The sequence below is a fragment of the Microbispora sp. H13382 genome (assembly GCF_014161445.1).
Lineage (GTDB): Bacteria > Actinomycetota > Actinomycetes > Streptosporangiales > Streptosporangiaceae > Microbispora.
In genome coordinates this window covers 162,445-185,865 of the sequence record NZ_JABBXA010000019.1, presented here as the reverse complement: position 1 = coordinate 185,865, position 23,421 = coordinate 162,445, and the positions used below count along the sequence as shown (strand labels likewise).

The 23,421-nt window shown below is 71.9% G+C and carries 25 protein-coding genes; 17 read left to right on the top strand and 8 right to left on the bottom strand.

The features are described from left to right. Positions 1 to 193: 193 nt before the first annotated feature. Positions 194 to 988 carry an inositol monophosphatase family protein gene (locus tag HHX41_RS30770; RefSeq protein ID WP_182908742.1) on the top strand — a complete coding sequence of 265 codons (795 nt, stop codon included), beginning with the start codon at positions 194 to 196 and terminating at the stop codon, positions 986 to 988. Between the two features lie 6 nt (positions 989 to 994). On the opposite strand, the gene HHX41_RS30765 is transcribed toward HHX41_RS30770, so the two are convergent. Together HHX41_RS30765 and HHX41_RS30760 are read right to left on the bottom strand one after the other, a co-directional pair. After that, the gene (locus HHX41_RS30765) at positions 995 to 1,390 is read right to left on the bottom strand and encodes a glycosyltransferase family 39 protein (protein ID WP_310742266.1); all 396 of its coding nucleotides are present in this window, start codon (positions 1,388 to 1,390) and stop codon (positions 995 to 997) included. Positions 1,391 to 1,499: 109 nt separating this feature from the next. Next, positions 1,500 to 1,643: a hypothetical protein gene (locus tag HHX41_RS30760; protein ID WP_169988718.1), complete on the bottom strand. Its 144-nt coding sequence runs from the start codon at positions 1,641 to 1,643 to the stop codon at positions 1,500 to 1,502. Positions 1,644 to 1,856: 213 nt separating this feature from the next. Between HHX41_RS30760 and HHX41_RS30755 the strand changes: the two genes are divergently transcribed. Further along, positions 1,857 to 2,720, top strand: coding sequence for an aldo/keto reductase (locus HHX41_RS30755; RefSeq protein WP_169988719.1), 864 nt, complete (start codon positions 1,857 to 1,859; stop codon positions 2,718 to 2,720). Between the two features lie 8 nt (positions 2,721 to 2,728). On the opposite strand, the gene HHX41_RS30750 is transcribed toward HHX41_RS30755, so the two are convergent. Then, positions 2,729 to 3,568, bottom strand: coding sequence for a hypothetical protein (locus HHX41_RS30750; protein ID WP_182908741.1), 840 nt, complete (start codon positions 3,566 to 3,568; stop codon positions 2,729 to 2,731). Between the two features lie 112 nt (positions 3,569 to 3,680). After that, positions 3,681 to 4,058, bottom strand: a complete 378-nt coding sequence (locus HHX41_RS30745; protein ID WP_182908740.1) for a VOC family protein — start codon at positions 4,056 to 4,058, stop codon at positions 3,681 to 3,683. A 116-nt stretch (positions 4,059 to 4,174) separates the two neighbouring features. On the opposite strand from HHX41_RS30745, the gene HHX41_RS30740 reads away from it, so the two are divergent. Beyond that, positions 4,175 to 4,999 (top strand): SAM-dependent methyltransferase, encoded by an 825-nt coding sequence (locus HHX41_RS30740; RefSeq protein WP_182908739.1) that lies wholly within the window; start codon positions 4,175 to 4,177, stop codon positions 4,997 to 4,999. A gap of 5 nt (positions 5,000 to 5,004) precedes the next feature. Here the strand turns inward: HHX41_RS30740 and HHX41_RS30735 are convergent, their stop codons facing one another. The 3 genes from HHX41_RS30735 to ligD are packed head-to-tail and all read right to left on the bottom strand — an operon-like array spanning position 5,005 to position 8,237. Continuing rightward, positions 5,005 to 5,613: a TetR/AcrR family transcriptional regulator gene (locus tag HHX41_RS30735; RefSeq protein ID WP_182908738.1), complete on the bottom strand. Its 609-nt coding sequence runs from the start codon at positions 5,611 to 5,613 to the stop codon at positions 5,005 to 5,007. Between the two features lie 17 nt (positions 5,614 to 5,630). Continuing rightward, on the bottom strand, positions 5,631 to 7,247 hold the full coding sequence (locus HHX41_RS30730) for an MFS transporter (RefSeq protein ID WP_182908737.1): 1,617 nt from the start codon (positions 7,245 to 7,247) through the stop codon (positions 5,631 to 5,633). 36 nt (positions 7,248 to 7,283) lie between these two features. Next, positions 7,284 to 8,237, bottom strand: coding sequence for a non-homologous end-joining DNA ligase (gene ligD / locus HHX41_RS30725; RefSeq protein ID WP_182908736.1), 954 nt, complete (start codon positions 8,235 to 8,237; stop codon positions 7,284 to 7,286). A gap of 108 nt (positions 8,238 to 8,345) precedes the next feature. Here ligD and HHX41_RS30720 point away from each other — a divergent pair, with 108 nt between their 5' ends. The 5 genes from HHX41_RS30720 to HHX41_RS30700 all read left to right on the top strand — a co-directional run bounded on the left by HHX41_RS30720 (position 8,346) and on the right by HHX41_RS30700 (position 12,737). Then, positions 8,346 to 9,158 (top strand): methyltransferase domain-containing protein, encoded by an 813-nt coding sequence (locus HHX41_RS30720; protein ID WP_182908735.1) that lies wholly within the window; start codon positions 8,346 to 8,348, stop codon positions 9,156 to 9,158. Between the two features lie 131 nt (positions 9,159 to 9,289). Further along, on the top strand, positions 9,290 to 10,237 hold the full coding sequence (locus HHX41_RS30715) for a ribose-phosphate pyrophosphokinase (protein ID WP_169988733.1): 948 nt from the start codon (positions 9,290 to 9,292) through the stop codon (positions 10,235 to 10,237). Positions 10,238 to 10,280: 43 nt separating this feature from the next. Further along, entirely contained in the window at positions 10,281 to 10,994 is a 714-nt protein-coding gene (locus HHX41_RS30710) for a hypothetical protein (RefSeq protein ID WP_182908734.1), read from the top strand. A 1-nt stretch (position 10,995) separates the two neighbouring features. Then, positions 10,996 to 12,120 (top strand): CapA family protein, encoded by a 1,125-nt coding sequence (locus HHX41_RS30705; RefSeq protein WP_182908733.1) that lies wholly within the window; start codon positions 10,996 to 10,998, stop codon positions 12,118 to 12,120. 11 nt (positions 12,121 to 12,131) lie between these two features. Then, positions 12,132 to 12,737 carry a CBS domain-containing protein gene (locus HHX41_RS30700; RefSeq protein ID WP_169988738.1) on the top strand — a complete coding sequence of 202 codons (606 nt, stop codon included), beginning with the start codon at positions 12,132 to 12,134 and terminating at the stop codon, positions 12,735 to 12,737. Here the strand turns inward: HHX41_RS30700 and HHX41_RS30695 are convergent. Continuing rightward, a complete protein-coding gene (locus HHX41_RS30695; protein ID WP_182908732.1) occupies positions 12,734 to 13,258 on the bottom strand; it encodes a MarR family winged helix-turn-helix transcriptional regulator in 525 nt (174 codons plus the stop codon). The two genes, HHX41_RS30700 and HHX41_RS30695, sit on opposite strands and share 4 nt — an antisense overlap. Before the next feature lie 96 nt (positions 13,259 to 13,354). Here HHX41_RS30695 and HHX41_RS30690 point away from each other — a divergent pair, with 96 nt between their 5' ends. The 9 genes from HHX41_RS30690 (at position 13,355) to HHX41_RS30655 (ending at position 23,315) form a co-directional block, all read left to right on the top strand. Next, complete coding sequence (locus HHX41_RS30690) at positions 13,355 to 14,125, top strand: pirin-like bicupin family protein (RefSeq protein WP_182908731.1); 771 nt, start codon at positions 13,355 to 13,357, stop codon at positions 14,123 to 14,125. Between the two features lie 20 nt (positions 14,126 to 14,145). After that, complete coding sequence (locus tag HHX41_RS30685) at positions 14,146 to 14,481, top strand: GNAT family N-acetyltransferase (RefSeq protein ID WP_169988743.1); 336 nt, start codon at positions 14,146 to 14,148, stop codon at positions 14,479 to 14,481. Then, positions 14,478 to 15,458: a pirin family protein gene (locus HHX41_RS30680; protein WP_220504564.1), complete on the top strand. Its 981-nt coding sequence runs from the start codon at positions 14,478 to 14,480 to the stop codon at positions 15,456 to 15,458. The genes HHX41_RS30685 and HHX41_RS30680 overlap by 4 nt, the downstream gene beginning before the upstream one ends. Before the next feature lie 139 nt (positions 15,459 to 15,597). Next, the gene (locus HHX41_RS41155; protein WP_259401425.1) at positions 15,598 to 15,729 is read left to right on the top strand and encodes a hypothetical protein; all 132 of its coding nucleotides are present in this window, start codon (positions 15,598 to 15,600) and stop codon (positions 15,727 to 15,729) included. Between the two features lie 549 nt (positions 15,730 to 16,278). Then, positions 16,279 to 16,704 carry a hypothetical protein gene (locus HHX41_RS30675; RefSeq protein WP_182908730.1) on the top strand — a complete coding sequence of 142 codons (426 nt, stop codon included), beginning with the start codon at positions 16,279 to 16,281 and terminating at the stop codon, positions 16,702 to 16,704. Between the two features lie 306 nt (positions 16,705 to 17,010). Next, positions 17,011 to 18,087, top strand: coding sequence for a polyprenyl synthetase family protein (locus tag HHX41_RS30670; RefSeq protein ID WP_259401424.1), 1,077 nt, complete (start codon positions 17,011 to 17,013; stop codon positions 18,085 to 18,087). Between the two features lie 268 nt (positions 18,088 to 18,355). Further along, a complete protein-coding gene (locus tag HHX41_RS30665) occupies positions 18,356 to 19,729 on the top strand; it encodes a family 2B encapsulin nanocompartment shell protein (protein WP_182908755.1) in 1,374 nt (457 codons plus the stop codon). Next, positions 19,729 to 21,987, top strand: a complete 2,259-nt coding sequence (locus HHX41_RS30660) for a terpene synthase family protein (RefSeq protein ID WP_220504563.1) — start codon at positions 19,729 to 19,731, stop codon at positions 21,985 to 21,987. The genes HHX41_RS30665 and HHX41_RS30660 overlap by 1 nt, the downstream gene beginning before the upstream one ends. Continuing rightward, positions 21,984 to 23,315 carry a family 2B encapsulin nanocompartment shell protein gene (locus HHX41_RS30655; RefSeq protein ID WP_182908729.1) on the top strand — a complete coding sequence of 444 codons (1,332 nt, stop codon included), beginning with the start codon at positions 21,984 to 21,986 and terminating at the stop codon, positions 23,313 to 23,315. The genes HHX41_RS30660 and HHX41_RS30655 overlap by 4 nt, the downstream gene beginning before the upstream one ends. The last annotated feature ends 106 nt before the right edge of the window (positions 23,316 to 23,421 follow it).

Below are 23,421 nucleotides of genomic sequence, written 5' to 3'. Positions count from 1 at the left end.
CAGTCATCGATCTTGACGTACAGTGCGGTGAGAAGGGTGTTGATGTCTGTCGTCACAAACGGATCATCGACACCCTTCGCCCTTCCCCACAGTCCGCCTCAAAGCGACTTAGGACTTACTCGTCTAGGTGTCGCCCCCCTCGTATCAGGACGGCGGCGAGCAGCGCCGCCAAGGTCGTGGTAGTCCTGATCCGGTGTCGATCACGGATGAGGAACTGGCCCTGACGGCGGCGCAAGCCGGAGCCGCCGTCGTGCGCGCCATGTACGGGACGTCGCTGACGCGCTTCGCGAAGTCCGCGGGCGACTTCGCCACCGCTGCGGACATCGAGGCGGAGAAGGCCATCCTCGACGTCATCCGCGCGGCACGTCCGGACGACGCCGTGACCGGGGAGGAGAGCGGACGCACCGGCCGGGACGGCGCGGAGCGCATGTGGCTGGTCGATCCTCTGTGCGGCACGCTGAACTACGCCGCGCGCAGCATGCTCGTCGCGGTGAACGTCGCCCTGCGTGTGGGTTCCGCCATCACGGCCGCGGCCTGTGCCGACCCGTTCGCCGGCGAGGTGTTCTGGACCGACGGCGCCCGCGCGTACGTCCGCCGCGAAGGCGCGGACGAGCCGCTCACCCCGTCGGCCGATACGCGGCTGGTGGACGTCAACCTCGACCCGCCGTTCCCGAACGCGCCGGCCTTCCACGCCGCCCGCCTCCTCGCCGAGCCGGGCTTCGCCGCGCGTTTCCGCCCCCGGGTCGTCTCCACCACCCTGGCGGTGACGTGGGTCGCCGCAGGTCGCCGCGCTGCCTACGTCACCGACGGGTACCTGCGCGACAGCGTGCACTTCGCGAGCGGGATCGCGCTGTGCCGGGCCGCCGGATGCGTGGTGACCGGCATCCACGGCGAGCCACTGCACACCGGCGCCGGCGGGCTCGTCGTGGCGGCCGACCGGGAGACGCACAGCGCGCTGCTGGAGATCATCGCCCGCGCCGATCGGTGAGCACGGTCAGGCGGCCGTTGCCGGAGTGGTCGCGGGGGTGAGGTCAGCAGGGCCGCGCCCATGCCCACGAGCGCGGCGACCGGCGGGGCCAGCGCGACCGTGTAGTACGCGTACCTTCTCCTGTGCCCGGACCAGGCAGTACGCCGCCAGCGTGAGCAGCAGCACCAGCAGCGCGTCGGGGTTGTCGAAGCGGAACATCAGCACGGCCACCGGGGTCAGCGCCATGACCGTGCCCGCGAGCAGCGCCGCCCGGACGGGGAAGCGGCGGCGGACGGTGGCGTACGGCACGCCCACGGCGGCCATGCCCATCAGCGCCTGGGGGACCAGGATGCTCCAGGAGTTCAGCCCGAAGATCCGCACGCTGAGGACCATCGGCCACAGTGCGGCGGGCGTCTTGTCCACGGTGATGGCGCCGGCCGCGTCGGAGGCGCCGAAGAAGAAGGCCGTCCAGCTCTCGCTGCCCGCCTCTTCGTGAAGATCCGATGAAGGAACCCGCCGGCGTGCCGGTGGCTCAGATGCTTTCGGGCTTGCCCTCGTCCACCGGGTAGGTCTTCTCCCACGAGGCGCCGCAGTGGCAGCTGCTGTGCTCCAGCAGCTGTCCGTCCTCGGTGACGGCGTAACCGTCGGTGAGCCGGACGTGAACGTGCACGCTCATGGGGCCGCCTTTGTCCTCGGTGGGTCCTGGCCCGGGCACTACCCGAGCCGGTAAGGGCATAGAGAACTATGTAATGATTTGACCGATTTGAGCAAGGCGAACGCGTCGCGGGTTCGTAACGACCTCAGCGAAAACCTGCGATTGGACGGCTTGAGGCCGAATTCGGAGGATAGGACCCAGAACTCTGATCTGTGTCTAGAAGGGGGATCTTCCATGCGGACTCGCCGCATCGGCGACGTGCAGGTCGGCGCGATCGGTCTCGGGGGCATGCCGATGTCCATCGAGGGGCGTCCCGACGAGCAGCGCTCCATCGCGACCATCCACGCGGCGCTGGACGCCGGGGTGACGCTGATCGACACGGCCGACGCCTATCACCTGCACGCGGACGAGGTGGGCCACAACGAGCTGCTCATCGCCAAGGCTCTGGCGAGCTACGACGGGGACACCTCGGACGTGCTGGTCGCCACCAAGGGCGGGCACCTGCGCCCGGGTGACGGCTCGTGGACGCTCAACGGCTCGCCCGACTATCTCAAGCAGGCCTGCGACGCCTCGCTCAAGCGGCTGGGCGTCGACGCGATCGGCCTCTACCAGTTCCACCGGCCCGACCCGCGGGTGCCGTACGAGGAGTCGGTCGGCGCGATCCGCGACCTGCTGGACGCGGGCAAGATCCGCTACGCCGGCATCTCCAACGCGAACCCCGAGCAGATCCGCCGGGCGGGCGACATCCTCGGCGGCCGTCTGGTCGGCGTGCAGAACCAGTTCTCCCCGTCCTTCCGGTCCAGCGAGCCGGAGCTGGAGCTGTGCGCGGAGATGGGCATCGCGTTCCTGCCCTGGAGCCCGCTCGGCGGCATCTCCCGGGCGGGCGAGCTGGGCTCGCGCTTCGCGCCGTTCGCCGAGGTGGCGCGGGCCCACAACGTGAGCCCGCAGCAGGTGTGCCTGGCCTGGATGCTGGCCAAGGCGCCGGTGGTCATCCCGATCCCCGGCTCGTCGCGGCCGGAGACGATCCTCGACTCGGTCAAGGCGGCAGACCTGGAGCTGTCGCCCGAGGAGCTGTCCAGGCTCGACGCCGCGGGCTGAGGATCACCTCACTCGTCCGCCGCCCAGTGACGGTGCCGGGCCGCCGCGGCCAGCGCGGCGGCCCGCGCCGCCTCGGTCGGCGTGAACGGCAGATCCGGCCGCCGCGCCACCAACGCGGCGCCCGCGTGCACGGGAATGGTCATCACGGCCGGTCCCTCCTCAAGAGCAGGCTCGCCGGGCTCGTGCCACCCGACCTCGGCCGTGCGCAGCAGCTCGGTCATGGCCGCGACCAGTTCTCCTGGGTCGTCGCGTACGCGCTGACCCAGCAGCAGCGCCTGGATGCCGGGGTCGATGAGGTCCCTGACCTGGGCGGGCACGACGACGGCGGCCACCCCGCCGGCCCGGTCGACCGCGCGCCACAGGTCGAGGGGCGTGAGCGTGGCCGGGGCCTCGACGATGAACTCGTCCAGCGCGTCGCAGTTTCCCGTCGTCATCGCCGCGCTGCCCGCTGGAGCGATCTGCAGGGCGAGGATGTTGCAGTGCAGCCGGGCGAACGCCCCGGCGAGCGCGGCGAGGCGGCCGGGGCGCTCGGCGACCCCGGCCCGCACCCGCCACAGGCTCGTGGGCTGCTCCGCCCTGACGCGGGCGCGCGGCCGTACGGCTCCCGTGGCCGACAGCCGCCGGTGCGCGGCGGAGCCGAGGATCAGTGCCAGGCCGAGGCCGACGAGGACCACCGGGCCGGGGTCCCGATGGCCGAGCAGGGTGGTGATCACGTGGGCGAGGCCGACGGCGAGGAAGAGCGCGGCCAGCTCCGCGATCTCCCGGCGCCAGGATCGGACCCCGTGGGGGATATGCGGGCCGGGAGACGCGTGCCCGCCCCCGTCGGCGGCATTTCTCGGTTCGCTCATATCCGGAAGTCTGACCAGGCGTTGTTACATGGTCACGGTCCGTGGAATGTCGCCCGCATTAATCCGCTTTCACACGGCCGCCGTTCTCGCGGCCAGATCATCCGCACAAAGGTCAGCCCGTCCTGACCCACAGGCAGAACGGGTGCCCGGCCGGATCGAGGTAGACCCGCACGTCGTCCTGCGGCTGGTATTCGGCGAGGGTCGCGCCCGCCTCGGCGGCGTGGGCGCCGGCCGTGTCGAGGTCGTCCACCTCGATGTCCAGGTGGAGCATCATCTGCTGCTCCCCGGGCTCCGCGGGCCATACGGGCCGCTGGTAGAGCTTCTCGGTCTGGAACGACAGGCCCGTCCCGCCGCCGGGCGGGCGCAGCGTCACCCATCCGGGCTCGTCGTCGTCGATCGGCCAGCCCAGCAGCCGCTGGTAGAAGACCGCCAGTTCGCGTGCGTCGGGTGCGTCGAGCACCGCCGCCGTCAGGGTCAGGCGTGGGGTCATGCGTCCTCCCGAGATCGTCACCGTGCCGCTGCCCCGTTGCCCGTGGACGAATCTCGGGGGATGATCTTCAAGGCCATCGAATCCGTGGGAGCGATCCCATCGGCGAGGAGCGACGCATGGACGACTTCGGACGCGCACCGGCGGGCATCGATCCCTCCGTCCCCAGCGTGGCCCGGATGTACGACTACTACCTGGGCGGCAAGGACAACTTCCCGGCCGACCGGGAGGCCGCGGAGAAGATGCTCGCCATCGGCCGGCAGATGGGCAACGACGGGCGGGAGATCGCCCGGGAGAACCGCGGCTTCCTCGGCCGGGCCGTACGGCACCTGGCCCGGTCGGGCGTCACCCAGTTCGTCGACATCGGCGCCGGACTGCCGACGCAGGAGAACGTCCACCAGGTCGCGCAGCGGTACGCCCCGGGATCGCGGGTCGTGTACGTCGACAACGACCCCGTCGTCCTGGTCCACGCGCGGGCGCTGCTGGCCGACAACCAGGACACGACGGTCGTGAGCGGTGACCTGCGCGATCCCGGCGCCATCTTCGACGACCCGGCGGTGCGGGCCCACATCGACTTCACCCGGCCGTTCGCCGTCCTCCTGGTCTCGGTGCTGCACTTCGTGACCGAGGACGAGGCGGCCGACCGCATCGTGGCGGAGATACGCGAACGGCTGGTCCCGGGCGGCCACCTGGTGCTGTCGCACATCTACAGGGGCGACGTCCAGGAGGAGGTCGTCGAGGCGAGCAAGCAGGTCTACTCGGCCACCTCCTCCGGCGGGCTGGCGGGCCGGTCGCTGGCGCGGATCACGTCCTACTTCGACGGGCTGGAGATCCTGGAGCCCGGCCTGGTCCCCGTGCAGGCGTGGCGGCCCGACGTCCCCTGGGACGTGCCGACGGACCCGGGCGACTCCGGCATCGTGGGAGCCGTCGGCCGCAAACCCTGAGCGGCCTACCGCAGGGCGCGGGTGAGCACGTCGAGGGTGATCTCGATGATCTCGTCCGCGTCCACGGGCTCCGCATCATGCGCCGCCGCGTCGGGTATGAGGCGGCGGGCCCCCGCCCGGAGCACGCCCCACGCCAGCTCGGCCCGCAGCGCGGGGTGGTCGGCCCCGGCCTCGCGCAGCGCGTCGGCGAGCGGCGTGATCAGCTCGCCGTGCAGCTCGTCCAGCCGGAGCCGGCACTCGCCCGGCAGTCCGATCGCCTGCAGGGCCGGGATCAGCGCGTAGTCGGGGCTGCCGACGAAGTCCAGCGCGGCCCTGCCGTACGCGCGGATCCTGGCGGGCAGCGAGCCGTCCGGCGCGGCGGTGGGCGCGATGGCGTCGCGCAGCCGGGCCGACCAGCGGGGGAGGGCGTCCTCCACGAGCTGCGCCAGGATGTCGGCGGTGGAGGCGAAGTAGCGGTAGACGCTGGAGCGGGCCAGGCCGATCCGGGCGCCGACGGCCGCCGGGGTGAGCGCGTGCACGCCCTCGGCGGCCAGGATCTCCCGCGCCGCCTCCAGCAGGGCGGCGTGCTGGTTGGCCCGGTGATCCGCGACGGTCGCCGCGCTGATCCTCGGCATCTCCCCCTCCAGGGCTCCTACAGGTCCGGGTCGCGACCTCCAGTATCCGGCCCGCCCGCCGCGACCCGCTCCGGCGCCTCGTCCCGCACGACCGGTGTGCGGGGGAGCAGGAGGGTGACGCCGACTCCGGCCAGCAGCGCCAGCGCCGTGATGAACGTGACCCTGCGGGTGGCCTCCGAGGCCGCCTCGACCGCCGCCGCGTGGATCGCCGGGTCGCGCAGCGCGGGGATGGCGGCGCCGGCGCTCTCCTCGACCATGCGGGCCGTGCTCGTGCGCACCTGTTCCGGCCGGTCGGCGAGCCCCCGCTCGACCGCGGAGCCGAGCCCGGACACCAGCACCCCGCCCAGGACGGCGATTCCCAGCGCCGCGCCGAGCTGGCGGACCGTGCTCTGGAGGGCGGACGCGCCACCGGACAGACGGGCCGGCACGTCGGCCATGAGGACGCCGGTGAGCTGAGCCGTGGCGAAGCCGATGCCCGCGCCGTAGAGGAGCAGCCACGGCACGGGCCGCCAGGGGCCCATGTCCGGAGACAGGGACAGGCCGATCCCGGCCGCGCCGACTGCCTCCATGCCAAGGCCGATCCGCACGATGGCCCGGGGGGACAACTTCTTCGACAGCGGGGGGACCAGTCCGCCCGCGAGGAAGGTGCCGAGGGCCAGCGCGGCGATGACGAGCCCCGCGCGGAAGGCTGTGTAGCCGAGCGCGGACTGCAGGAAGAGCGGCAGCACGAGGATCATGCCGAACTCGCCGAGCGCCACGATCACCGCGGCCATCGCGCCGTAGCGGAAGCTCGGCAGCTCGAACAGCGTCAGGTCCACGAGCACGGGCCGCCCGGCGCGCTCGCGCCGCCGTTCGCGCAAGACGAGGGCGACCAGCGCGAGGATGCCGACGCCGAAGGCGAACGGCACGGGGGAGACGCTCTCGAACCGCAGGCCGAACAGGTCGGCGGTCCGCCGCGGCTCCCACCAGCCGTACTTCTGGCCCTCGATCAGGGCGAAGACGACGCCGGTCGTGCCGAGTACGGCGAGGACGAGCCCGGTCAGGTCGCCGCCGGCCGCGTGGCCGTCGCGCGACTCGGGCACCCGCAGCGAGCCGAGCAGGAGCAGCGCGCCGATGGGCAGGTTGATCCAGAACGCGGCCCGCCAGCCGTGGTCGGTGACCAGCCAGCCTCCCACCAGTGGGCCGACGGCGGCCATGCCGCCGATGATGGAGCCCCACACCGCAAAGGCGATCACTCGCTGGCGGCCCGCGTAGACGCGGTTGACGATCGCGAGGGTCATCGGGACGGCCATCGCCGCCCCCGCCCCCTGCACGGCCCGGACGCCGATGAGCATGGGCCCGTTCACCGACATCGCCGCCAGCACGCTCGCCAGCAGGAAGACCGCGACACCCAGGGCGAACAGGCGGCGTCTGCCGTACCGGTCACCGGCACGGCCGAACGGGATGAGCAGTGCCGCGAACATCAGCGAGTAGATCGAGTTGACCCACTCCACGTCGGTGGCGCCGAGGCCGAGGTCGGCGATGATCGCGGGCACCGCCACGTTCACGATCGTGGCGTCGACGACGACCATCGACACGCCGGTGGCGAGTACGACCAGGGGGAGCCAGCTCTGGCGCGAGTTTGGCGACGACATGTCGCGAACTATAGCAACGCTGTGTCGCCAAACTCCTCACGAGGTGGCGCGGCGGGCGCGGGCGCGGCGTTTGCCCTCGTGCATGGCCTGGACGCGGGCGACCGGGATCGTGTGGCCTTCCTCGATCAGGTCGCGGGGCAGCCGCTGGGGCTCCGGCATGAGCACGGCCCAGGGGTCGCTCTCGCGCAGCAGGCCCGCCGCCGTGCGCACGGTGAAGTCGCCGGGCGTGACCCGGTCCAGGTCGTCCCAGGCGACCGGGAACGACACCGGGACGCCGGGCCGTACGCGCGGGCTGTAGGCGGCGACCACGGTCGCGCCGCCCGACCGGGTCGAATCGACGAACACCCTGTCCCCCCGGTCCTCCCGGATGAACGCCGTCGTGGCGAGGGCGGGGTCGAGGCGTTCCGCGCGTACGCCCAGCGCGCGGGTGGCGGCGGCGACGTCCTCCGTGGTGTGCGCCTCCAGCGGGACGAACACGTGCAGGCCCTTCGCGCCGCTGGTCTTCACCGCCCCGGCCAGGCCGGCGTCGGCCAGCGCCCGGCCGACCAGGCGGGCGGCGGCGACGGCCTGCGGGAACGCCTCGGCCGACGGCGGGTCGATGTCGAGCACGAGATGCGTGGGACGGTCCCACTCCCCGGCGCGGACGAGGGCCGGGTGATACTCCACCGCCCGCTGGTTGGCGAGCCACAGCAGGGTGCGCCGGTCGTCGCACAGGGCGTACGACACCCGCCGCTGTGACGACTCGGCCCACAGGGTGACCGTCCGCACCCAGTCCGGGGCGTACGAGGGCACGTTCTTCTGCATGAACGGCGCCTGCCCCTGCCGCACCCGCACCACGGACAGCGGGCGCTCGCGCAGCACCGGGATGACGCGGTCGCGAACCGCGTCCAGGTAGTCGACCAGGTCGCGCTTGGTCGCGCCCGCGCCGTCGAAAAGCGGCTGGTCGAGGTTGGTCAGCGTGACTCCGTCGCGAACCTCATCGCTGGTCATCCGATCACCATGCCCGTGACCGGCCGCCGGAATCAACGCCCTCAGATATTCGCTCAATATATGAGACATATTTGCTCAAATAGCGAGACGTGTGAAACCGTGGCCGGCATGGCGAACGAAACGGCCGTGTACACCCACGGTCACCACGAGTCCGTTCTGCGCTCCCACCGCTGGCGTACGGCCGCCAACTCGGCGGCGTACCTGCTGGGTGCGCTGAAGCCCCACATGCGGATCCTGGACGTCGGCTGCGGCCCGGGCACGATCACCGCCGACCTGGCCGAACTGGTGCCGCGGGGCGAGGTGATCGGTGTCGACAGCGAGCCGGGCGTCCTGGAGCGGGCACGCCGCGAGGCGGAGGGGCGCGGCCTGGCCAACGTGAGCTTCGCGACCACCGACGTGCACGCGCTCGGCTACCCCGACGCGTCCTTCTGCGTCGTGCACGCCCACCAGGTCCTGCAGCACGTGGGCGACCCGGTGAGCGCGCTGCGCGAGATGCGGCGGGTGACCAAGCCGGGCGGGATCGTGGCGGTCCGCGACTCCGACTACGCCGGTTTCGTGTGGTATCCGCGGATCCCGGCCCTGGACGACTGGCTGGACCTCTACCGTCGAGTGGCCCGCGCCAACGGCGGCGAGCCCGACGCCGGGCGCCGTCTGCGCGCCTGGGCCAGGGAGGCGGGCTTCACCGAGATCACCTCGTCGTCGGCCACCTGGTGCTATGCCACCCCCGAGGAGCGGGCCTGGTGGGGCGGCCTGTGGGCCGACCGCACGGTCCAGTCCTCCTATGCCGGCCGCGCGATCGAGGGCGGACACGCCACGCGGGACGACCTGCGCCGGATCGCCGGCGGCTGGCGGGAATGGGCCGCGAGCGAGGACGGCTGGTTCAGCGTCCTACACGGCGAGATCCTCTGCCGCGTGACCTGACCCGGGTGAACGCCGGGGGAACGGCTGTGAATGCCGGGGAACGGCCCCCGCAGCCCCGCCACGGCCGCGGCGTGCTTGCCTCCGGCGCCGACGGGGGACGGTGCCAGTGGGGCCTTGAGGGGGGAACAGCGATGACGCTGCGGATCGTGGCAGGGACGGCCAACCGCCCGCTCGCCGCCGCCGTCGCGGCCGCGCTCTACCGGGAGCCGTCCGTCCCGGTGGTCGAGCGGTTCCCGGACGGCGAGTCGCGGCCGGTCGTCACCGGTGTCAGGGGCGCGGACGTCTACCTCGTCCAGCCCACCGGGCCGCCCGTCGACGAGCACGTCATGGAGGCGCTGCTGCTCGCCGACGCCTGCCGCCGGGCCGGCGCGGCCCGGCTGACGGCGGTCATGCCCTACGTGGGGTACGCCCGGCAGGACCGGCGCCGCCGCGAGGGGGAGGCGATCGGGCTGCGGGTGGTGGTGGCCGCGCTCGCCTCGGCCGGGGTCGAGCGCTTGATCGCGGTCGACCCGCACACGGCCGCGCTGGAGGCGGTGTGCCCGATGCCCGTGGAGACGCTGACGGCCGTGCCCGCCCTCGCCCGCACCGCCGGGTGCGGGCTGCCGGAGGACGCGGTGGTGGTCGCGCCCGACCTCGGCGCGGTCACGCTCGCCCGCCACTACGCCGGCCTGCTGGCGCGGCCCGTCGCGCTGGTGCGCAAGACGCGGCTGACCGGGGCGGACGTGCGGGCCGAGCAGGTCTTCGGCGACGTCACCGGCCGCCCCGCGCTGGTCGTGGACGACATGATCAGCACGGGTGCGACGATCGTGGCGGCCGTCGAGGCCCTGCTCGCCCAGGGAGCGGCGCCGCCGTTCGCCGTCGCCGCGACGCACGGCCTGTTCGCCGGGAACGCGCGGGAACGGCTGGGCGGTGCGGAGATCCGGAGCGTGATCCGGAGCCTGGTCGTCACCGACACCCTGCCGCAGGACCACGCGGCCCTGCCGTCGCTGGAGGTGTGCCCGGTCGCCCCGCTGCTGGCCGAGGCGATCGGCCGCCTTCACCGGGACGAGGGCATGGACGACCTGCTGTCCGGCGCCTGACGCCGCCCGGTGGCGGCGGGCGGCCAGGGGGGAGGATAGGAGTGTGACATCCAGGACGCGGAGCCGTACCACGGCGGACGGGGACCTGACCCGCCTGCCGGACCGCGCGTGCCGTCTCGTCGAGACCCTGGGCGGCCGGTTCTCCCGTGAGATGGGCATCGACGTCGACCGGGGGGACCGCGAGGTCGAGCGGTGGCTGCTCGCGGCGACGCTGTTCGGCGCCCGGATCTCCGCCGCGATCGCGGTACGGACCTACCGGGCGATGGCCGAGGCGGGGGTGCGCGGGATCTCCGACGTCGAGGGCCGCACCTGGGAGGAACTGGTCGAGATCCTCGATCGCGGCGGCTACGCCCGTTACGACTACCGCACGGCCACCCGCCTGCTCCGCCTCGCCGAGTCGGTGGGTGGCGAGGTCGGCGCGCTGCGCGGGGGCGGCCTGGACGAGACCCGCGCCGCGCTGCACGCGCTGCCCGGCTGGGGTCCGGTGACGGTCGCGCTGTTCCTGCGCGAGCTGCGCGGCGTCTGGCCGGGAGTGGACCCGCCGCCGGACGACCGGGCAGTGGAGGCCGGGCGGCACGCCGGGCTGCTCGGCGCGGAACCCCACCCCCTCGATCGGCTGCGGGAGATCGCCGCCGAGGCGGGGCTGGACGTGCGCGACCTCGAAGCCGCCCTCGTCCGCCTGTGGCTGGCCCATCACAAGGGCTTCCCCCACTGCCCGGGCGGCGCCCGCTGTGCGGTACTCACCGAGGAGGGGTGAGATGCGGTCGGCGGCGGGGGACCCGGTGACGCTGTTCCTGTGCGGTGACGTCATGCTGGGCCGGGGCGTCGACCAGATACTCCCGTGCCCCGGTGACCCCGCGCTGGAGGAGTCGTGCGTCCGGGACGCCCGGGAGTACGTCGAACTGGCGGAGGCGGCCAACGGCCCGATCCCGCGCCCGGTCGGCTACTCCTGGCCCTGGGGCGACGCCCTTGAGGTCCTCGACGAGGCCGCCCCCGACGTGCGCGTGCTGAACCTGGAGACGAGTGTCACCCGCAGCCGTGACTTCGCGCCGGGCAAGCAAGTTCATTACCGGATGAACCCGGCCAACATCCCTGCCCTGGCCGTGGCCCGGCCCGACGTGTGCGTGCTGGCCAACAACCACGTGCTCGACTTCGGCGTACACGGGCTCACGGAGACGCTGGACGCGCTGGCGGGGGCGGGGCTGGACCAGGCGGGCGCGGGACGGGACGAGGACGAGGCGTGGCGGCCCGCGGTCGTGGCCCTGCCGGGCGGCGGACGGGTCCTGGTCTTCGCCGTGGCGATGTCGTCCAGCGGCGTCCCCGGCGAATGGGCGGCGGCCCGGGACCGGCCCGGCGTCGCCTATCTCCCCGGGCCCACTCGCGACGCCGCGGCGCAGACGGTCCGGCGCGTACGGCAGGTCAAGCAGCCGGGGGACATCGCGGTCGTCTCCGTCCACTGGGGGTCCAACTGGGGCTACGAGGTCGAGGACGACCAGGTCGAGTTCGCGCACGCGCTGGCCGAGGGCGGCGTCGACCTCGTCCACGGCCACTCCTCCCACCATCCCCGGCCGGCCGAGGTGTACCGGGACCGGCTGATCCTCTACGGCTGCGGCGACTTCATCGACGACTACGAGGGCATCACCGGCTACGAGCAGTACCGCGACGACCTGCGGCTGCTGTACTTCGTGACGGCCGATGCCGCGACGGGGCGGCTGCTCGAGCTGCGGATGGCGCCGATGCGGGCCGTGCGGATGCGGCTGCGGCACGCCCGCCGCGAGGACCGCGAGTGGCTGCTCGCGACGCTCGACGGGATCTGCCGGGAGTTCGGCGCGAGGGTCGGACCGGCGCCCGGTGGCACGCTCGCCCTCGCGCCGGCCGCGTAGGAGGTGGTCACATGCTGGTCCGCGAGATCATGACGACGCCGGTGGTGACGGTCCGGCGCACCGCGACGATCAAACAGGCCGTCCGCCTGCTGTACGAGCAGGACATCACGGCCGCGCCGGTGGTCGACGCGGCCGGGCGGATGGTCGGCGTCGTCAGCGAGATGGACCTGCTGCGCGGCGAGTTCGGCGCCAACCCCCGGGGGTTCCTGCGCCCCGAGGCCCTGCCCACCGGCAGGCCGCCCGCACTCGTCGAGGAGGTCATGACGCCGCGCGTCGCCACCGTCGGGGACGGCGCCGACACCATGGACCTGGTCGAACTGATGATCACGACGGGCGTGAAGAGCGTGCCCGTCACGCGTGACGACGAACTCGTGGGGATCGTCAGCCGGCGCGACCTGATGGGCCTGCTGGCCCAGGGCGACGAGCGGATCCGCGAGGACGTGCTCGCGGCGCTGCGCGACTGCGCCGACACGGCGTCCTTCGGCGCGGCCGTGCGCGACGGCGTGGTCGAGCTGTACGGTCCGGGAGACGAGCGGTCGGCCCGCATCGCCGAGCTGGTCGCCCGTACCGTCCCCGGCGTCGCCGACGTCGTCTTCCCCGAGGGGCTCGTCAGTTAGGTCGCGTCCCGTGATCGTTGCCTCGCCTGCCGCGCTCTTTGCGGCGGCAAAAGATCACGGGACGCTCCCTGATCGAGCCGGTCGAGGACGTCCGCGGCGAGCCGTTCGAGCGCGGCGACCTGGTCGCGGGTGAGCCCGTCGAAGAACAGGCGCCGCACGGTCTCCACGTGTCCGGGGGCCGCCGTGGTGATGACCCGGCGGCCCTCCTCCGTGATCACGACGAACGCGCCGCGGCCGTCGTCCGCGCACTCCTCCCGGCTGACGAGCCCCCGGCGCTCCATCCGGGTCAGGTGGTGGGACAGCCGGCTCTGCTCCCACTGGAGGTCGCGCTGCAGCTCGAACGGCCGCAGCCGCCCTTCCTCCCGGTCGGTGAGGTGCACGAGAACCTCGTAGTCCGCCAGGGACAGACCCGAGTCGGCCTGCAGTTGCCGGTTCAGCCGGGCCGTGAGGCGGCCCTGCATGCGCAGGTACGCCCGCCAGGCGCGCTGCTCGTCCGCGTCGAGCCACCGTGGGCTGTCCATGTCTCCCAGGCTATCCGGAATCAATGACTCGTCATGTATGTTGAGGAGCACCAGTAGATGACGCATCATCTACATGGCGACGAGGAAAGGGCACTCATGACCACGACCAGGCTGACCCCTCGTGTGGACATCCGCCGGGCGGCAGACCGTTTCGCGACCCGCATCTCCTGGCTGGATTCCAAGCACTCGTTCTCGTTCGGCGGCCACTACGACGCCGGCAACACCCACCACGGGCTGCTGCTGGTCAACAACGACGACGTCGTCCACCCGGGCACCGGCTTCGAGACGCACCCGCACCGCGACATGGAGATCGTCACCTGGGTGCTCCAGGGGTCCCTGGTCCACCAGGACTCCGAGGGCCACAACGGCGTCATCTACCCCGGCCTGGCCCAGCGCATGAGCGCCGGCACCGGCATCCTGCACTCGGAGAAGAACGACTCCTGGCGGCTGACCGGCGGCGACACGCACGACAAGCCCGTGCACTTCGTCCAGATGTGGGTGGTCCCCGACGAGCCCGGCATCGCTCCCGGCTACGAGCAGCTGGAGATCGAGAACGAGCTGCTGGCCGGCGGCCTGGTGCCGGTCGCCAGCGGCATGGACAAGCACGACGGCGAGGCCGCCATCCGGATCAAGAACCGGTACGCCGCGCTGTACGCCGCACGTCTCCAGCCGGGCCAGACCGTGGAACTGCCCGAGGCGCCGTTCCTGCACCTGTTCGTCCCCCGGGGAAGCGTCACCCTGGAGGGCGCGGGCACCCTGGAGACCGGTGACGCCGTACGCTTCACCGCCACCGGTGGGCAGAAGGTCACCGCCACCGAGCCCGCCGAGATCCTCGTGTGGGAGATGCACGCGACGATCGCCGCCTGACGATCCCGGAAGGAAATCCCATGGCACAGACGGAACCGCAGGTCGCCGACAACCCGGAGGCGAGCCGCTTCGAGATCACCGTGGACGGCGCCCTCGCCGGCTTCGCCGACTACCGGCTCAAGGGACCGGCGATCTCCCTCACCCACACCGAGATCGACCCGGCCTTCGAGGGCCGGGGCCTCGGCTCGACGCTGGTCCGCGCGGCGCTCGACGCCGCCCGCGACGCGGGGCTGTCGGTCCTGCCGTTCTGCCCGTTCGTGCAGCGGTACATCGCGCGGCACCCGGAGTACCTCGATCTGGTGCCCGCCGACCGGCGGGCCCGGTTCTCCCTCGACGGCGGGGAGGGATCGAAGTGAGCCCCGGGGAGTCGGCGTTGTACGGCTGCACCGTGTTGCACGGCGGCACGGGCGCGACCGAAGCGGAGCCGGAGAGCGTGCTCATGCCCGGCCACGACGTGCCGCTCGGCCGGTACACGACCGTGCGGCGGCTGCTCCCGCAGCGCCCGCGCCGCATGGTCGGCGCGTGGTGCTTCGTCGACCACTTCGGACCCGACGACGTGAGCGGCCGGCCGGGCATGCAGGTGCCGCCGCATCCCCACACCGGCCTGCAGACGGTCACGTGGCTCGCCGAGGGGGAGATCCTGCACCGCGACAGCCTCGGCAACGTCCAGCCGATCGTGCCCGGGCAGCTCAACCTGATGACCGCCGCCCACGGCATCGCCCACTCGGAGCAGTCGCCGCAGGAGCACCCGCCGGGCATGCACGGGCTGCAGTTGTGGGTCGCGCTGCCGGAGGACGCCCGGCACGGGGAGGCGCGGTTCGAGCACCACGCCGCGCTGCCCGTGCTACGCGAGGGGAACGTCACGGTGACCGTCGTGGTGGGGGAGGCCGGGCCGCTGCGCTCGCCCGCCCTCGTGCACACCCCGCTGCTCGGGGCCGAGGTGCTGTTCGCGGGACCGGGAGAGCACAGGCTGCCGGTGGACCCGGCCTTCGAGACGGCGGTGCTGGCCATGTCGGGCACGGCCGACGTGGCCGGGGTCGCGCTGGCACCGGGCTCGCTGCTCTACCTCGGCCGGGGCCGTACGGAGGTCCCGATCGAGGCGGCCGGCCCGGCCCGGCTGTTCGTGCTGGGTGGCACGCCGTTCGAGGAGCCCCTGGTGATGTGGTGGAACTTCGTCGGCCGTTCGCACGAGGAGATCGCGCGGGCGCGCGACGACTGGGCGCGGGGCGACCGCTTCGGCGTCGTCCCTGGCGGGGAGCGTCGGCTGCCCGCCCCCGAGATGCCCACCGTGCGACTGAAAGCCCGCGACCGCCACGGCCGCATCCTCAGCTGACGGACGAGCCTGGCCGCCCTGCCGGCTTCCTAGCGCCCAACCTCGGGTACGCGTCACCGTTGACCTGCTCAAGGATGATTTCTGGGCCTGGACGCAGTATGCGCCCCGCGGAGACAAGACGGTTTACAACAAATCCTACGTGAGTACCAACAGCGCCAACACCTGTACAGACGGCACCTACATGGGGCATGGCAGCGGCTACTACGACTCGGCGAGCGGGGCGAAGTTCGGAGGCAGCATGGACAGCACCGAGCGAGACATCACCTGCTGACCCCCGCCCTGGTGGCGGATTTCGGAGAACGGCCCGACGATTCGCGGGCGGCGGAGAATCTCCGCCGCCCGACGCCCATGAAAAGGTGGCTGACGGATGGCGTCCTTCGCTCCTCGCCTCACGCTTCTTCTCGTGATCTCGGCGACGACGGCGGGCTGCGGGTCCCGAGACGACGTGCCGGGAAGCCCCTGGGACGACTGGCGTCACGGGAAAAGGGGGAGCAGCATCGAATCCGCTCCTCGTGTCGATATCAACGGAGCTGTTCTGCCTCTTTTCCACGCCGACTGGTTCGTCATCGACGGCGGTCCGGGAAGTTCTCCGCCCTGGCCGGCGAGTGTGATGGCACGGGAACCACTCATTCTTCACCTTGCCACTCCGGTGCCACCCGCCTGAATTGAATCCGATCCTTCCGGGAAGACGGGACCAGCCCCCGAGGTGTTGCCGAGGATCGGCGCTGGAGATGTGGATTGCGGGAACACACCGCCTGCTCGCAGCGGCGGCAGAAGGGCGGATCGGTCGCCGTGATCCTGCCTGCGGAATTCCGCACCGGTGCCGAAGTTCGCGATCTCACCGTACAGGCTCTGGACATCGTCGCTGGTCGACCGGGGGCGCAGCTCGTGGCAAGCCGCCATCGAGAGTTCCTACGTTCCTGCCGACCCCGCCCAGCTCACCGAATACTCCCTTGCCTTCGAGCCGGAGAACGTGAGGATCTTCACGATCGACCGCCCCGCGGACGTCGGGTCGTTAGTGAGTAGATATGCCACATGTGAGGATGGCCGGTCTCTCGTCGACTGGAGGGCTGTCGCCCGTGAGTACGACGGCGTGCACCTCACCTTCCGCGGGCTGCTGACGGCTCAGGGTGTTCCGATCAAGACAGGGGCTGCGAGTTTCGTCCTGCACGGCTGGGACGCCGAGAGCGTCGCCCGGTTCGACTGCCGGCATTTCGACGACGTCGCCACGAGAACCTGTCGCTGAGCGGGGTCCGTCGTCGCCGGTTCTGCTCGGAACTGCAACCCGGCCCAGTCGACGACGGAATCGGGTTGCCGACGGCGGGAGCCTCACCAGGCTCGTCCTTCATGAGAGTGCTTGCAGAGCCGCAGCGCGATCGCCTCGTCGGTCAGGCCCGCGGCCATGCGCTTGAGGATCTCCGTGATCACACATTCGGCAGAGCGGACTGAGTGGCGAGAAGTTCCGGCTATCGGAACGGGAGGTTCTACTTTGCGTGTTCATTAAGTAACTTTCCGCAAGGGGTACCGGCTCGTCGAGCGGAGGAGACCGACCATGACGGCGGGAATCGTGGACACGTCCATCACCGGCATGACCGGCCGGGTACGGAGGCGGGTCGACGAACTGCTGGCCGATTTCCTCGACGCGAGGCGTCCCCCGGTCGGCGACCCGGACGTCGCCGAGGGCTACCGGCTGCTGCGCGAGTTCGTCGTCGAGGGAGGTAAGCGCGTCCGGCCGCTGCTGTGCTACTGGGGCTGGCGGGGCGCCGGCGGCGAGGAGCCGCACGAGGACCGGGCCGTCGTCACCGGTGCGGCGCTGGAGCTCTACCACGCCGGTCTGCTGATCCACGACGACGTCATGGACGGCAGCGAGCTGCGCCGTGGACGCCCGACCATCCACAGGGGGCTCGCCCGGGCTCCGCGGTGGCCGGGAGCGGAGACCTTCGGCCGGTCCGCCGCGATCCTGCTCGGCGTGCTCGCGCAGGCGTGGGCGGACGAGCTGCTCGCGGACGCCACCACCGGCGACGTGCGCGGGCGGGCGGCGCGCGAGTTGTTCAACCGGATGCGCACAGAGGTCGTCACCGGGCAGTACCTCGACATCCTGGCGCACACGCGCGCGGACGCGGACGTCGAACAGGCCCTGATGGTGATCCGCTACAAGACCGCCCGCTACACGGTGGAGCGCCCGCTGCAGATCGGCGGGGCGCTCGCCGGGGCGCCGCCCGCTCTGCTGGAGGCCTACTCCCGGTTCGGGCTGCCGCTGGGGGAGGCGTTCCAGCTGCGCGACGACGTCCTCGGCGTCTTCGGCGATCCCGCCGTCACCGGCAAGCCGGTCCTCGACGACCTGCGTGAGGGCAAGCGGACCGTGCTCATGGCGCACGCGTACGCACGGGCACGGGGACCCGAACGGGACCTGCTGCGGACCTGGCACGGCGACCCGGGTCTGGACGAGCGGCGGGCGGCCGAGCTCCGGCGGGTCATCGTGGACACCGGCGCCCTCGACGAGGTCGAGGAGCTCATCGCCCTGCGGGCCGGGCAGGCGATCGAGGCGCTGCGCGACGAGGCGATCGCCCCGGAGGCGGCACGGGCGCTCGCGGTGCTCACCGAGCGGCTCACCCGCCGCGTCCGGTGAGGCGTGCGACCGGTACGCCCGCCTCTCCCACGACTTCCGCCGCCGCGACCACTCCGGCCTGCTCCACGCCCGGTCGTACGGCCACCCGCCGCGCCCGGTGCGTCTGGTGCGCCCGCGCGGGGCCGTACGCGGGCCGGGGCCGTCCCCGGCCGGAACGACTCTGACCTTTTCTCCCCCTCCGCCGCTCGGCGACGAGCGTGACCAGTCACCGAAACACCGGCCGCCGTGCCGACAACAGATGGGGTGAAGTGCTGTGACCGAAACCACCATGCCGAACGACAACCGGCTCAGCCTGAGCACCAGGGCCGCGCGCAACCTGGCCACGACGACCAAGACCCCGCCGCAGATGCAGGAGATCACCTCCCGTCATCTGCTGCGCGTGCTGCCGTGGATCGAGGCGGTGGGCGGCGCCTACCGCGTCAACCGGCGGCTGACCTACCAGATGGCCGACGGGCGGGTGACGTTCGTCTCGACCGGGGCGGACGTGCGGGTCATCTCCGCCGAGTTGTGCGAGCTTCCCGCCCTGCGCGGCTTCGGCGACCCCGACGTGCTCGCCGCGATGGCGGACCTGTTCACCCAGAGGGAGTACGAGGCCGGCCAGGTCATCGCCGAGGCCGGCACCCCGATGGACGAGGTCGTGCTCCTGGCTCACGGCAAGGTGGACAAGCACGGCCAGGGGGCGTACGGCAACGAGACGCTGCTCGGCGTGCTGGCCGACGGCGAGTACGTCGGCGAGCAGATGCTGGTGAACGCGGACGCGCGATGGGAGTGGACGGTCAAGGCCGTGACGCCGTGCACCGTGCTCACCCTCGGCAGGGACGAGTTCGAACGGCTGCTCACCCTGTCGGACAGCCTGCGTGAGCACGTGCAGGCCTACCACGGGGACCCGGACCGGCCGGTGAACCGGTACGGCGAGGCGGAGATCGCGCTGGCGGCGGGGCATGAGGGTGAGGCGACGTTGCCGGGGACGTTCGTGGATTACGAGCTGGGGCCGCGTGAGTACGAGCTGAGTGTGGCGCAGACGATTCTGCGGGTGCATTCGCGGGTGGCGGATCTGTACAACGAGCCGATGAACCAGACCGAGCAGCAGTTGCGGCTGACGATCGAGGCGTTGCGGGAGCGTCAGGAGCACGAGCTGGTCAACAACCGCGACTTCGGGTTGCTGCACAACGCCGATCTCAAGCAGCGCGTGCACACCCGCTCCGGCCCGCCCACCCCCGACGACCTCGACGAGCTGCTCACCATGGTGTGGAAGAACCCGAGCGTCATGTTCGCCCACCCCAAGGCGATCGCGGCCTTCGCCCGCCAGTGCAACAGCAGGGGCATCTACCCGCAGACGGTGGAGTTCAGCGGCCAGAAGGCGCCGGCCTGGCGCGGCGTGCCGATGCTGCCGTGCAACAAGATCCCGGTCAACGACAAGGGCATCAGCTCGATCATGGTCATGCGCCTGGGGGAGAAGGACCAGGGCGTGGTCGGCCTGCGCCGCACCGGGCTGGTGGACGAGTACGAGCCCGGCCTGTCGGTGCGCTTCATGGGCATCGACGACAAGGCGATCATCTCCTACCTGGTGACCACCTACTATTCGGCGGCCGTCCTGGTCCCCGACGCCCTCGCCATCCTGGAGAGTGTCGAGGTCCTCTGATGTCCTCCTACCGGCTGCCGGACTTCTACCTCCCCTATCCGCCCCGGCTGAACCCGCACGTGGAGACCGCCCGGGCGCACACCCGGAGGTGGGCGGCGGACATGGGCATGCTCGACGACCCGGACATCTGGACCGAGGAGTCGCTCGAGGCGATGGACTACGGCCTGATGTGCGCCTACACCCATCCCGACTGCTCCGCCCCCGAACTGGACCTGGTCACGGACTGGTACGTGTGGGTCTTCTACTTCGACGACCACTTCCTGGAGACGTTCAAGCGCAGCAGGGACCTGGACGGCGCCCAGGACTACCTGGACCGGCTCGACGCGTTCATGTCGGACGACCCGCCCGAGCCGACGAACCCGGTGGAGCGGGGACTGGCCGACCTGTGGCCCAGGACGGTGCCCGCCATGTCGGAGGCGTGGCGGCGCCGGTTCGTCCGGGTCACCCGTGACCTCCTGCAGGAGTCGATGTGGGAGCTGTTCCACATCGAGCGGGAGGCCGTCTCCAACCCGATCGAGTACATCGAGGAACGCAGGAAGGTCGGCGGCGCCCCGTGGTCGGCCGCGCTGGTGGAGCACGCGGCCGGCGCGGAACTGCCGGCCCGGCTGGCGGGCTCCCGGCCGGTCCGGGTGCTGACGGAGTCGTTCGCCGACGCCGTGCACCTGCGCAACGACCTGTTCTCCTACGAGCGGGAGGTGCTGAAGGAGGGCGAGCTGTCCAACTGCGTGCTGGTCTGCGAGCGCTTCTTCGGCTGCGACACCGCGCGGGCCGTGGAGATCACCAACGATCTGCTCACCTCCCGGCTGCACCAGTTCGAGCACACCGCGCTGACCGAGCTTGCGGCCCTCTTCGCCGACGAAGGGGTCCTGCCGCCCGAGCAGGCGCCGGTCCTGAGCTACGTGAAAGGACTGCAGGACTGGCAGGCGGGAGGACACGCGTGGCACACCGCCTCCAGTCGCTACACCAAGTCCGGGAGCCTCCCCGGGCCGCTCGGCGTCAACGTCTCCCGCGCCCACCTCACGGGCGCGGGCGGCCTGCGCAACCACACGCACACGCCGTACCAGCAGGTCTCGGTACGGCGGCCGAAGCCGTACATGCCGTTCGAGGTGCGCGACAACCCGCACCTGGACGCGGCGCGAACGGCGGACGTCGAATGGTGTGCCGCCATGGGTTTCTTCGACGGGGTCCCCGGGATTCCGGCGACCGCCGTGTGGACCGAACCGCAACTCGTCGGTTTCGACCTCGCCCTGTGCGCGTCCGGCATCAACCCGGACGCCACGGCCGGCGAACTGATCCTGGCCACCAACTGGCTGGCCTGGGGGACGTACGGCGACGACTACTATCCGCGGGTCTACGGGCCGGCCCGCGACCTGGTCGGCGCGAAGCTCGGCAACCGGCGGCTCAAGGAGTTCATGCCGCTGGACCTCGTTCCGCGCCTGACCCCGATGACCGGGCTGGAACGCGGGCTGGCCGACCTGTGGCCGCGCACCGCCGGGCCGCTGCCCGAGGGCTCCCGCCGGGCCTTCCGCGCCGCCGTCGAGGAGATGATCGACAGCTGGGTGTGGGAGCTGGCCAACCAGGCCCAGCACCGCGTGCCCGAGCCGATCGACTACATCGAGATGCGGCGCAGGACGTTCGGCTCGCAGATGACGATGAGCCTGGCCAGGCTGGCGCCGGGCCGGGTCATCCCCATGGAGATCCACCGCACCCGCGAGTTCCTGGGCATGACCGATGCCGCGCAGGACTACGCGTGCCTGCTGAACGACCTGTTCTCCTACCAGAAGGAGATCCAGTTCGAGGGGGAGCTGCACAACGCCGTCGTGGTGCTGGGCACCTTCCTCGGCTGCGCGCCCGACGAGGCGGTGACCGTGGTGGACGCGCTCATGACCAGCAGGATGAGGCAGTTCGAGCACATCACCACCGTCGACCTGCCCGCCCTGCTCGACCGCATCGAGGCGCGGGAGGACGTGCGGAGGTCGGTCGAGGGATACGTGTCCGACCTGCGCAACTGGATGGCGGCGATCCTGCGCTGGCACGAGCGGTCCCGGCGCTACTTCGAGGAGGAACTGCGCAGGGGTCCGGCGGCCCGGTGGTCCCAGGGTCCGACGGGCCTCGGCACGGCCACCGCACGCATCCTCTCCCTGGCGCCGCCCGCTCACCGGTCGCCGGCGCTCACGGCGTCGTCCGTGACGGCGCCCACTCTCGCGTCGTCCGATCTCGCGGCGCCGGCTGATCCGCTCCCGGTGGGGGCGCCATGACCGCGCCACGTCTGACCCTGAGCACGGCCGCCGCGCGGAACCTGGCGACCACCGCCAAGACGCCGCCGCAGATGCGGGAGATCACTCCGCGGCACCTGCTCCGGGTGCTGCCGTGGACGGAGGTCCAGGGCGGCGTCTACCGGGTCAACCGCCGGCTCACCTGCACGGTGGGGGACGGGCGGGTGAGCTTCGTCTCCACCGGGGCGCGGGTGCGGGTCGTCCCGCCCGAGCTGTGTGAACTGCCGTCCCTGCACGACTACGGCGACCTGGACACCCTTGGAGCGCTGGCGGACCGGTTCGTCCAGCACGACCTGCGCCCGGGCGAGCCGGTGCCGCCGGGACAGGTGGTGCTCGTCGCCCACGGCAAGATCGCACGCGTCGGCGCCGGCGCGTACGGCGGCGAGGCCCTGCTCCAGGTCCTGGCCGACGGAGACCACCTGGGAGACCTCACCGGCCCGGGCGCCGCGCCCGCCAAGGCCCTCACCTCCTGCATCGTTCTCGTCCTCGAGCGGTCGGCGCTGGACAACCTGACCGCGTTGTCCGGCGGCCTGCGCGAGCATCTCGGCCGTCCCCCCGTGGCGCGGCCGGTGAACCGGTACGGCGAGGCGGAGATCGCGCTGGCGGCGGGGCATGAGGGTGAGGCGACGCTGCCGGGGACGTTCGTGGATTACGAGCTGGGGCCGCGTGAGTACGAGTTGAGTGTGGCGCAGACGATTCTGCGGGTGCATTCGCGGGTGGCGGATCTGTACAACGAGCCGATGAACCAGACCGAGCAGCAGTTGCGGCTGACGATCGAGGCGTTGCGGGAGCGTCAGGAGCACGAGCTGGTCAACAACCGCGACTTCGGGTTGCTGCACAACGCCGATCTCAAGCAGCGCGTGCACACCCGCTCCGGCCCGCCCACCCCCGACGACCTCGACGAGCTGCTCGCCCGGCGGCGCAGCTCGCACTACTTCCTCGCCCATCCCCGGGCCATCGCCGCCTTCGGACGGCAGTGCACCCGGCGCGGGGTGTATCCGGACGTCACCGAGGTGAACGGGGCGACGGTCATGGCGTGGCGGGGGGTGCCGATCCTGCCCTGCGACAAGATCCCCATCACCGAGGGCGGGCTCAGCTCGATCGTGGTGATGCGCACCGGCGCCGAGAAGCAGGGCGTGGTCGGCCTGCGCCGCACCGGGCTGGTGGACGAGTACGAGCCCGGCCTGTCGGTGCGCTTCATGGACATCGACGACAAGGCGATCATCTCCTACCTGGTGACCACCTACTATTCGGCGGCCGTCCTGGTCCCCGACGCCCTCGGCGTACTGGAGAGCGTCGAGGTGAACTGAGGCCCGGCGCCGGCCGGGGGCCCGATGAAGCTCTCCGGCCGGCGCTTCGGGGGAGCCCCAGACCGCCGCCGAGGGTGAGGACCCGGCCGGTGAGCCGGTGCGACGA

Excerpts from the sequence above, each read along its gene's own strand:
- HHX41_RS30760 (WP_169988718.1), bottom strand. The coding sequence starts at position 1,643 with ATGAGCGTGCACGTTCACGTCCGGCTCACCGACGGTTACGCCGTCACC.
- HHX41_RS30755 (WP_169988719.1), top strand. The coding sequence starts at position 1,857 with ATGCGGACTCGCCGCATCGGCGACGTGCAGGTCGGCGCGATCGGTCTC.
- HHX41_RS30750 (WP_182908741.1), bottom strand. The coding sequence starts at position 3,568 with ATGAGCGAACCGAGAAATGCCGCCGACGGGGGCGGGCACGCGTCTCCC.
- HHX41_RS30745 (WP_182908740.1), bottom strand. The coding sequence starts at position 4,058 with ATGACCCCACGCCTGACCCTGACGGCGGCGGTGCTCGACGCACCCGAC.
- HHX41_RS30740 (WP_182908739.1), top strand. The coding sequence starts at position 4,175 with ATGGACGACTTCGGACGCGCACCGGCGGGCATCGATCCCTCCGTCCCC.
- HHX41_RS30735 (WP_182908738.1), bottom strand. The coding sequence starts at position 5,613 with ATGCCGAGGATCAGCGCGGCGACCGTCGCGGATCACCGGGCCAACCAG.
- HHX41_RS30730 (WP_182908737.1), bottom strand. The coding sequence starts at position 7,247 with ATGTCGTCGCCAAACTCGCGCCAGAGCTGGCTCCCCCTGGTCGTACTC.
- ligD (WP_182908736.1), bottom strand. The coding sequence starts at position 8,237 with ATGACCAGCGATGAGGTTCGCGACGGAGTCACGCTGACCAACCTCGAC.
- HHX41_RS30720 (WP_182908735.1), top strand. The coding sequence starts at position 8,346 with ATGGCGAACGAAACGGCCGTGTACACCCACGGTCACCACGAGTCCGTT.
- HHX41_RS30715 (WP_169988733.1), top strand. The coding sequence starts at position 9,290 with ATGACGCTGCGGATCGTGGCAGGGACGGCCAACCGCCCGCTCGCCGCC.
- HHX41_RS30705 (WP_182908733.1), top strand. The coding sequence starts at position 10,996 with ATGCGGTCGGCGGCGGGGGACCCGGTGACGCTGTTCCTGTGCGGTGAC.
- HHX41_RS30700 (WP_169988738.1), top strand. The coding sequence starts at position 12,132 with ATGCTGGTCCGCGAGATCATGACGACGCCGGTGGTGACGGTCCGGCGC.
- HHX41_RS30695 (WP_182908732.1), bottom strand. The coding sequence starts at position 13,258 with ATGGACAGCCCACGGTGGCTCGACGCGGACGAGCAGCGCGCCTGGCGG.
- HHX41_RS30690 (WP_182908731.1), top strand. The coding sequence starts at position 13,355 with ATGACCACGACCAGGCTGACCCCTCGTGTGGACATCCGCCGGGCGGCA.
- HHX41_RS30685 (WP_169988743.1), top strand. The coding sequence starts at position 14,146 with ATGGCACAGACGGAACCGCAGGTCGCCGACAACCCGGAGGCGAGCCGC.
- HHX41_RS30670 (WP_259401424.1), top strand. The coding sequence starts at position 17,011 with ATGACGGCGGGAATCGTGGACACGTCCATCACCGGCATGACCGGCCGG.
- HHX41_RS30665 (WP_182908755.1), top strand. The coding sequence starts at position 18,356 with ATGCCGAACGACAACCGGCTCAGCCTGAGCACCAGGGCCGCGCGCAAC.
- HHX41_RS30660 (WP_220504563.1), top strand. The coding sequence starts at position 19,729 with ATGTCCTCCTACCGGCTGCCGGACTTCTACCTCCCCTATCCGCCCCGG.
- HHX41_RS30655 (WP_182908729.1), top strand. The coding sequence starts at position 21,984 with ATGACCGCGCCACGTCTGACCCTGAGCACGGCCGCCGCGCGGAACCTG.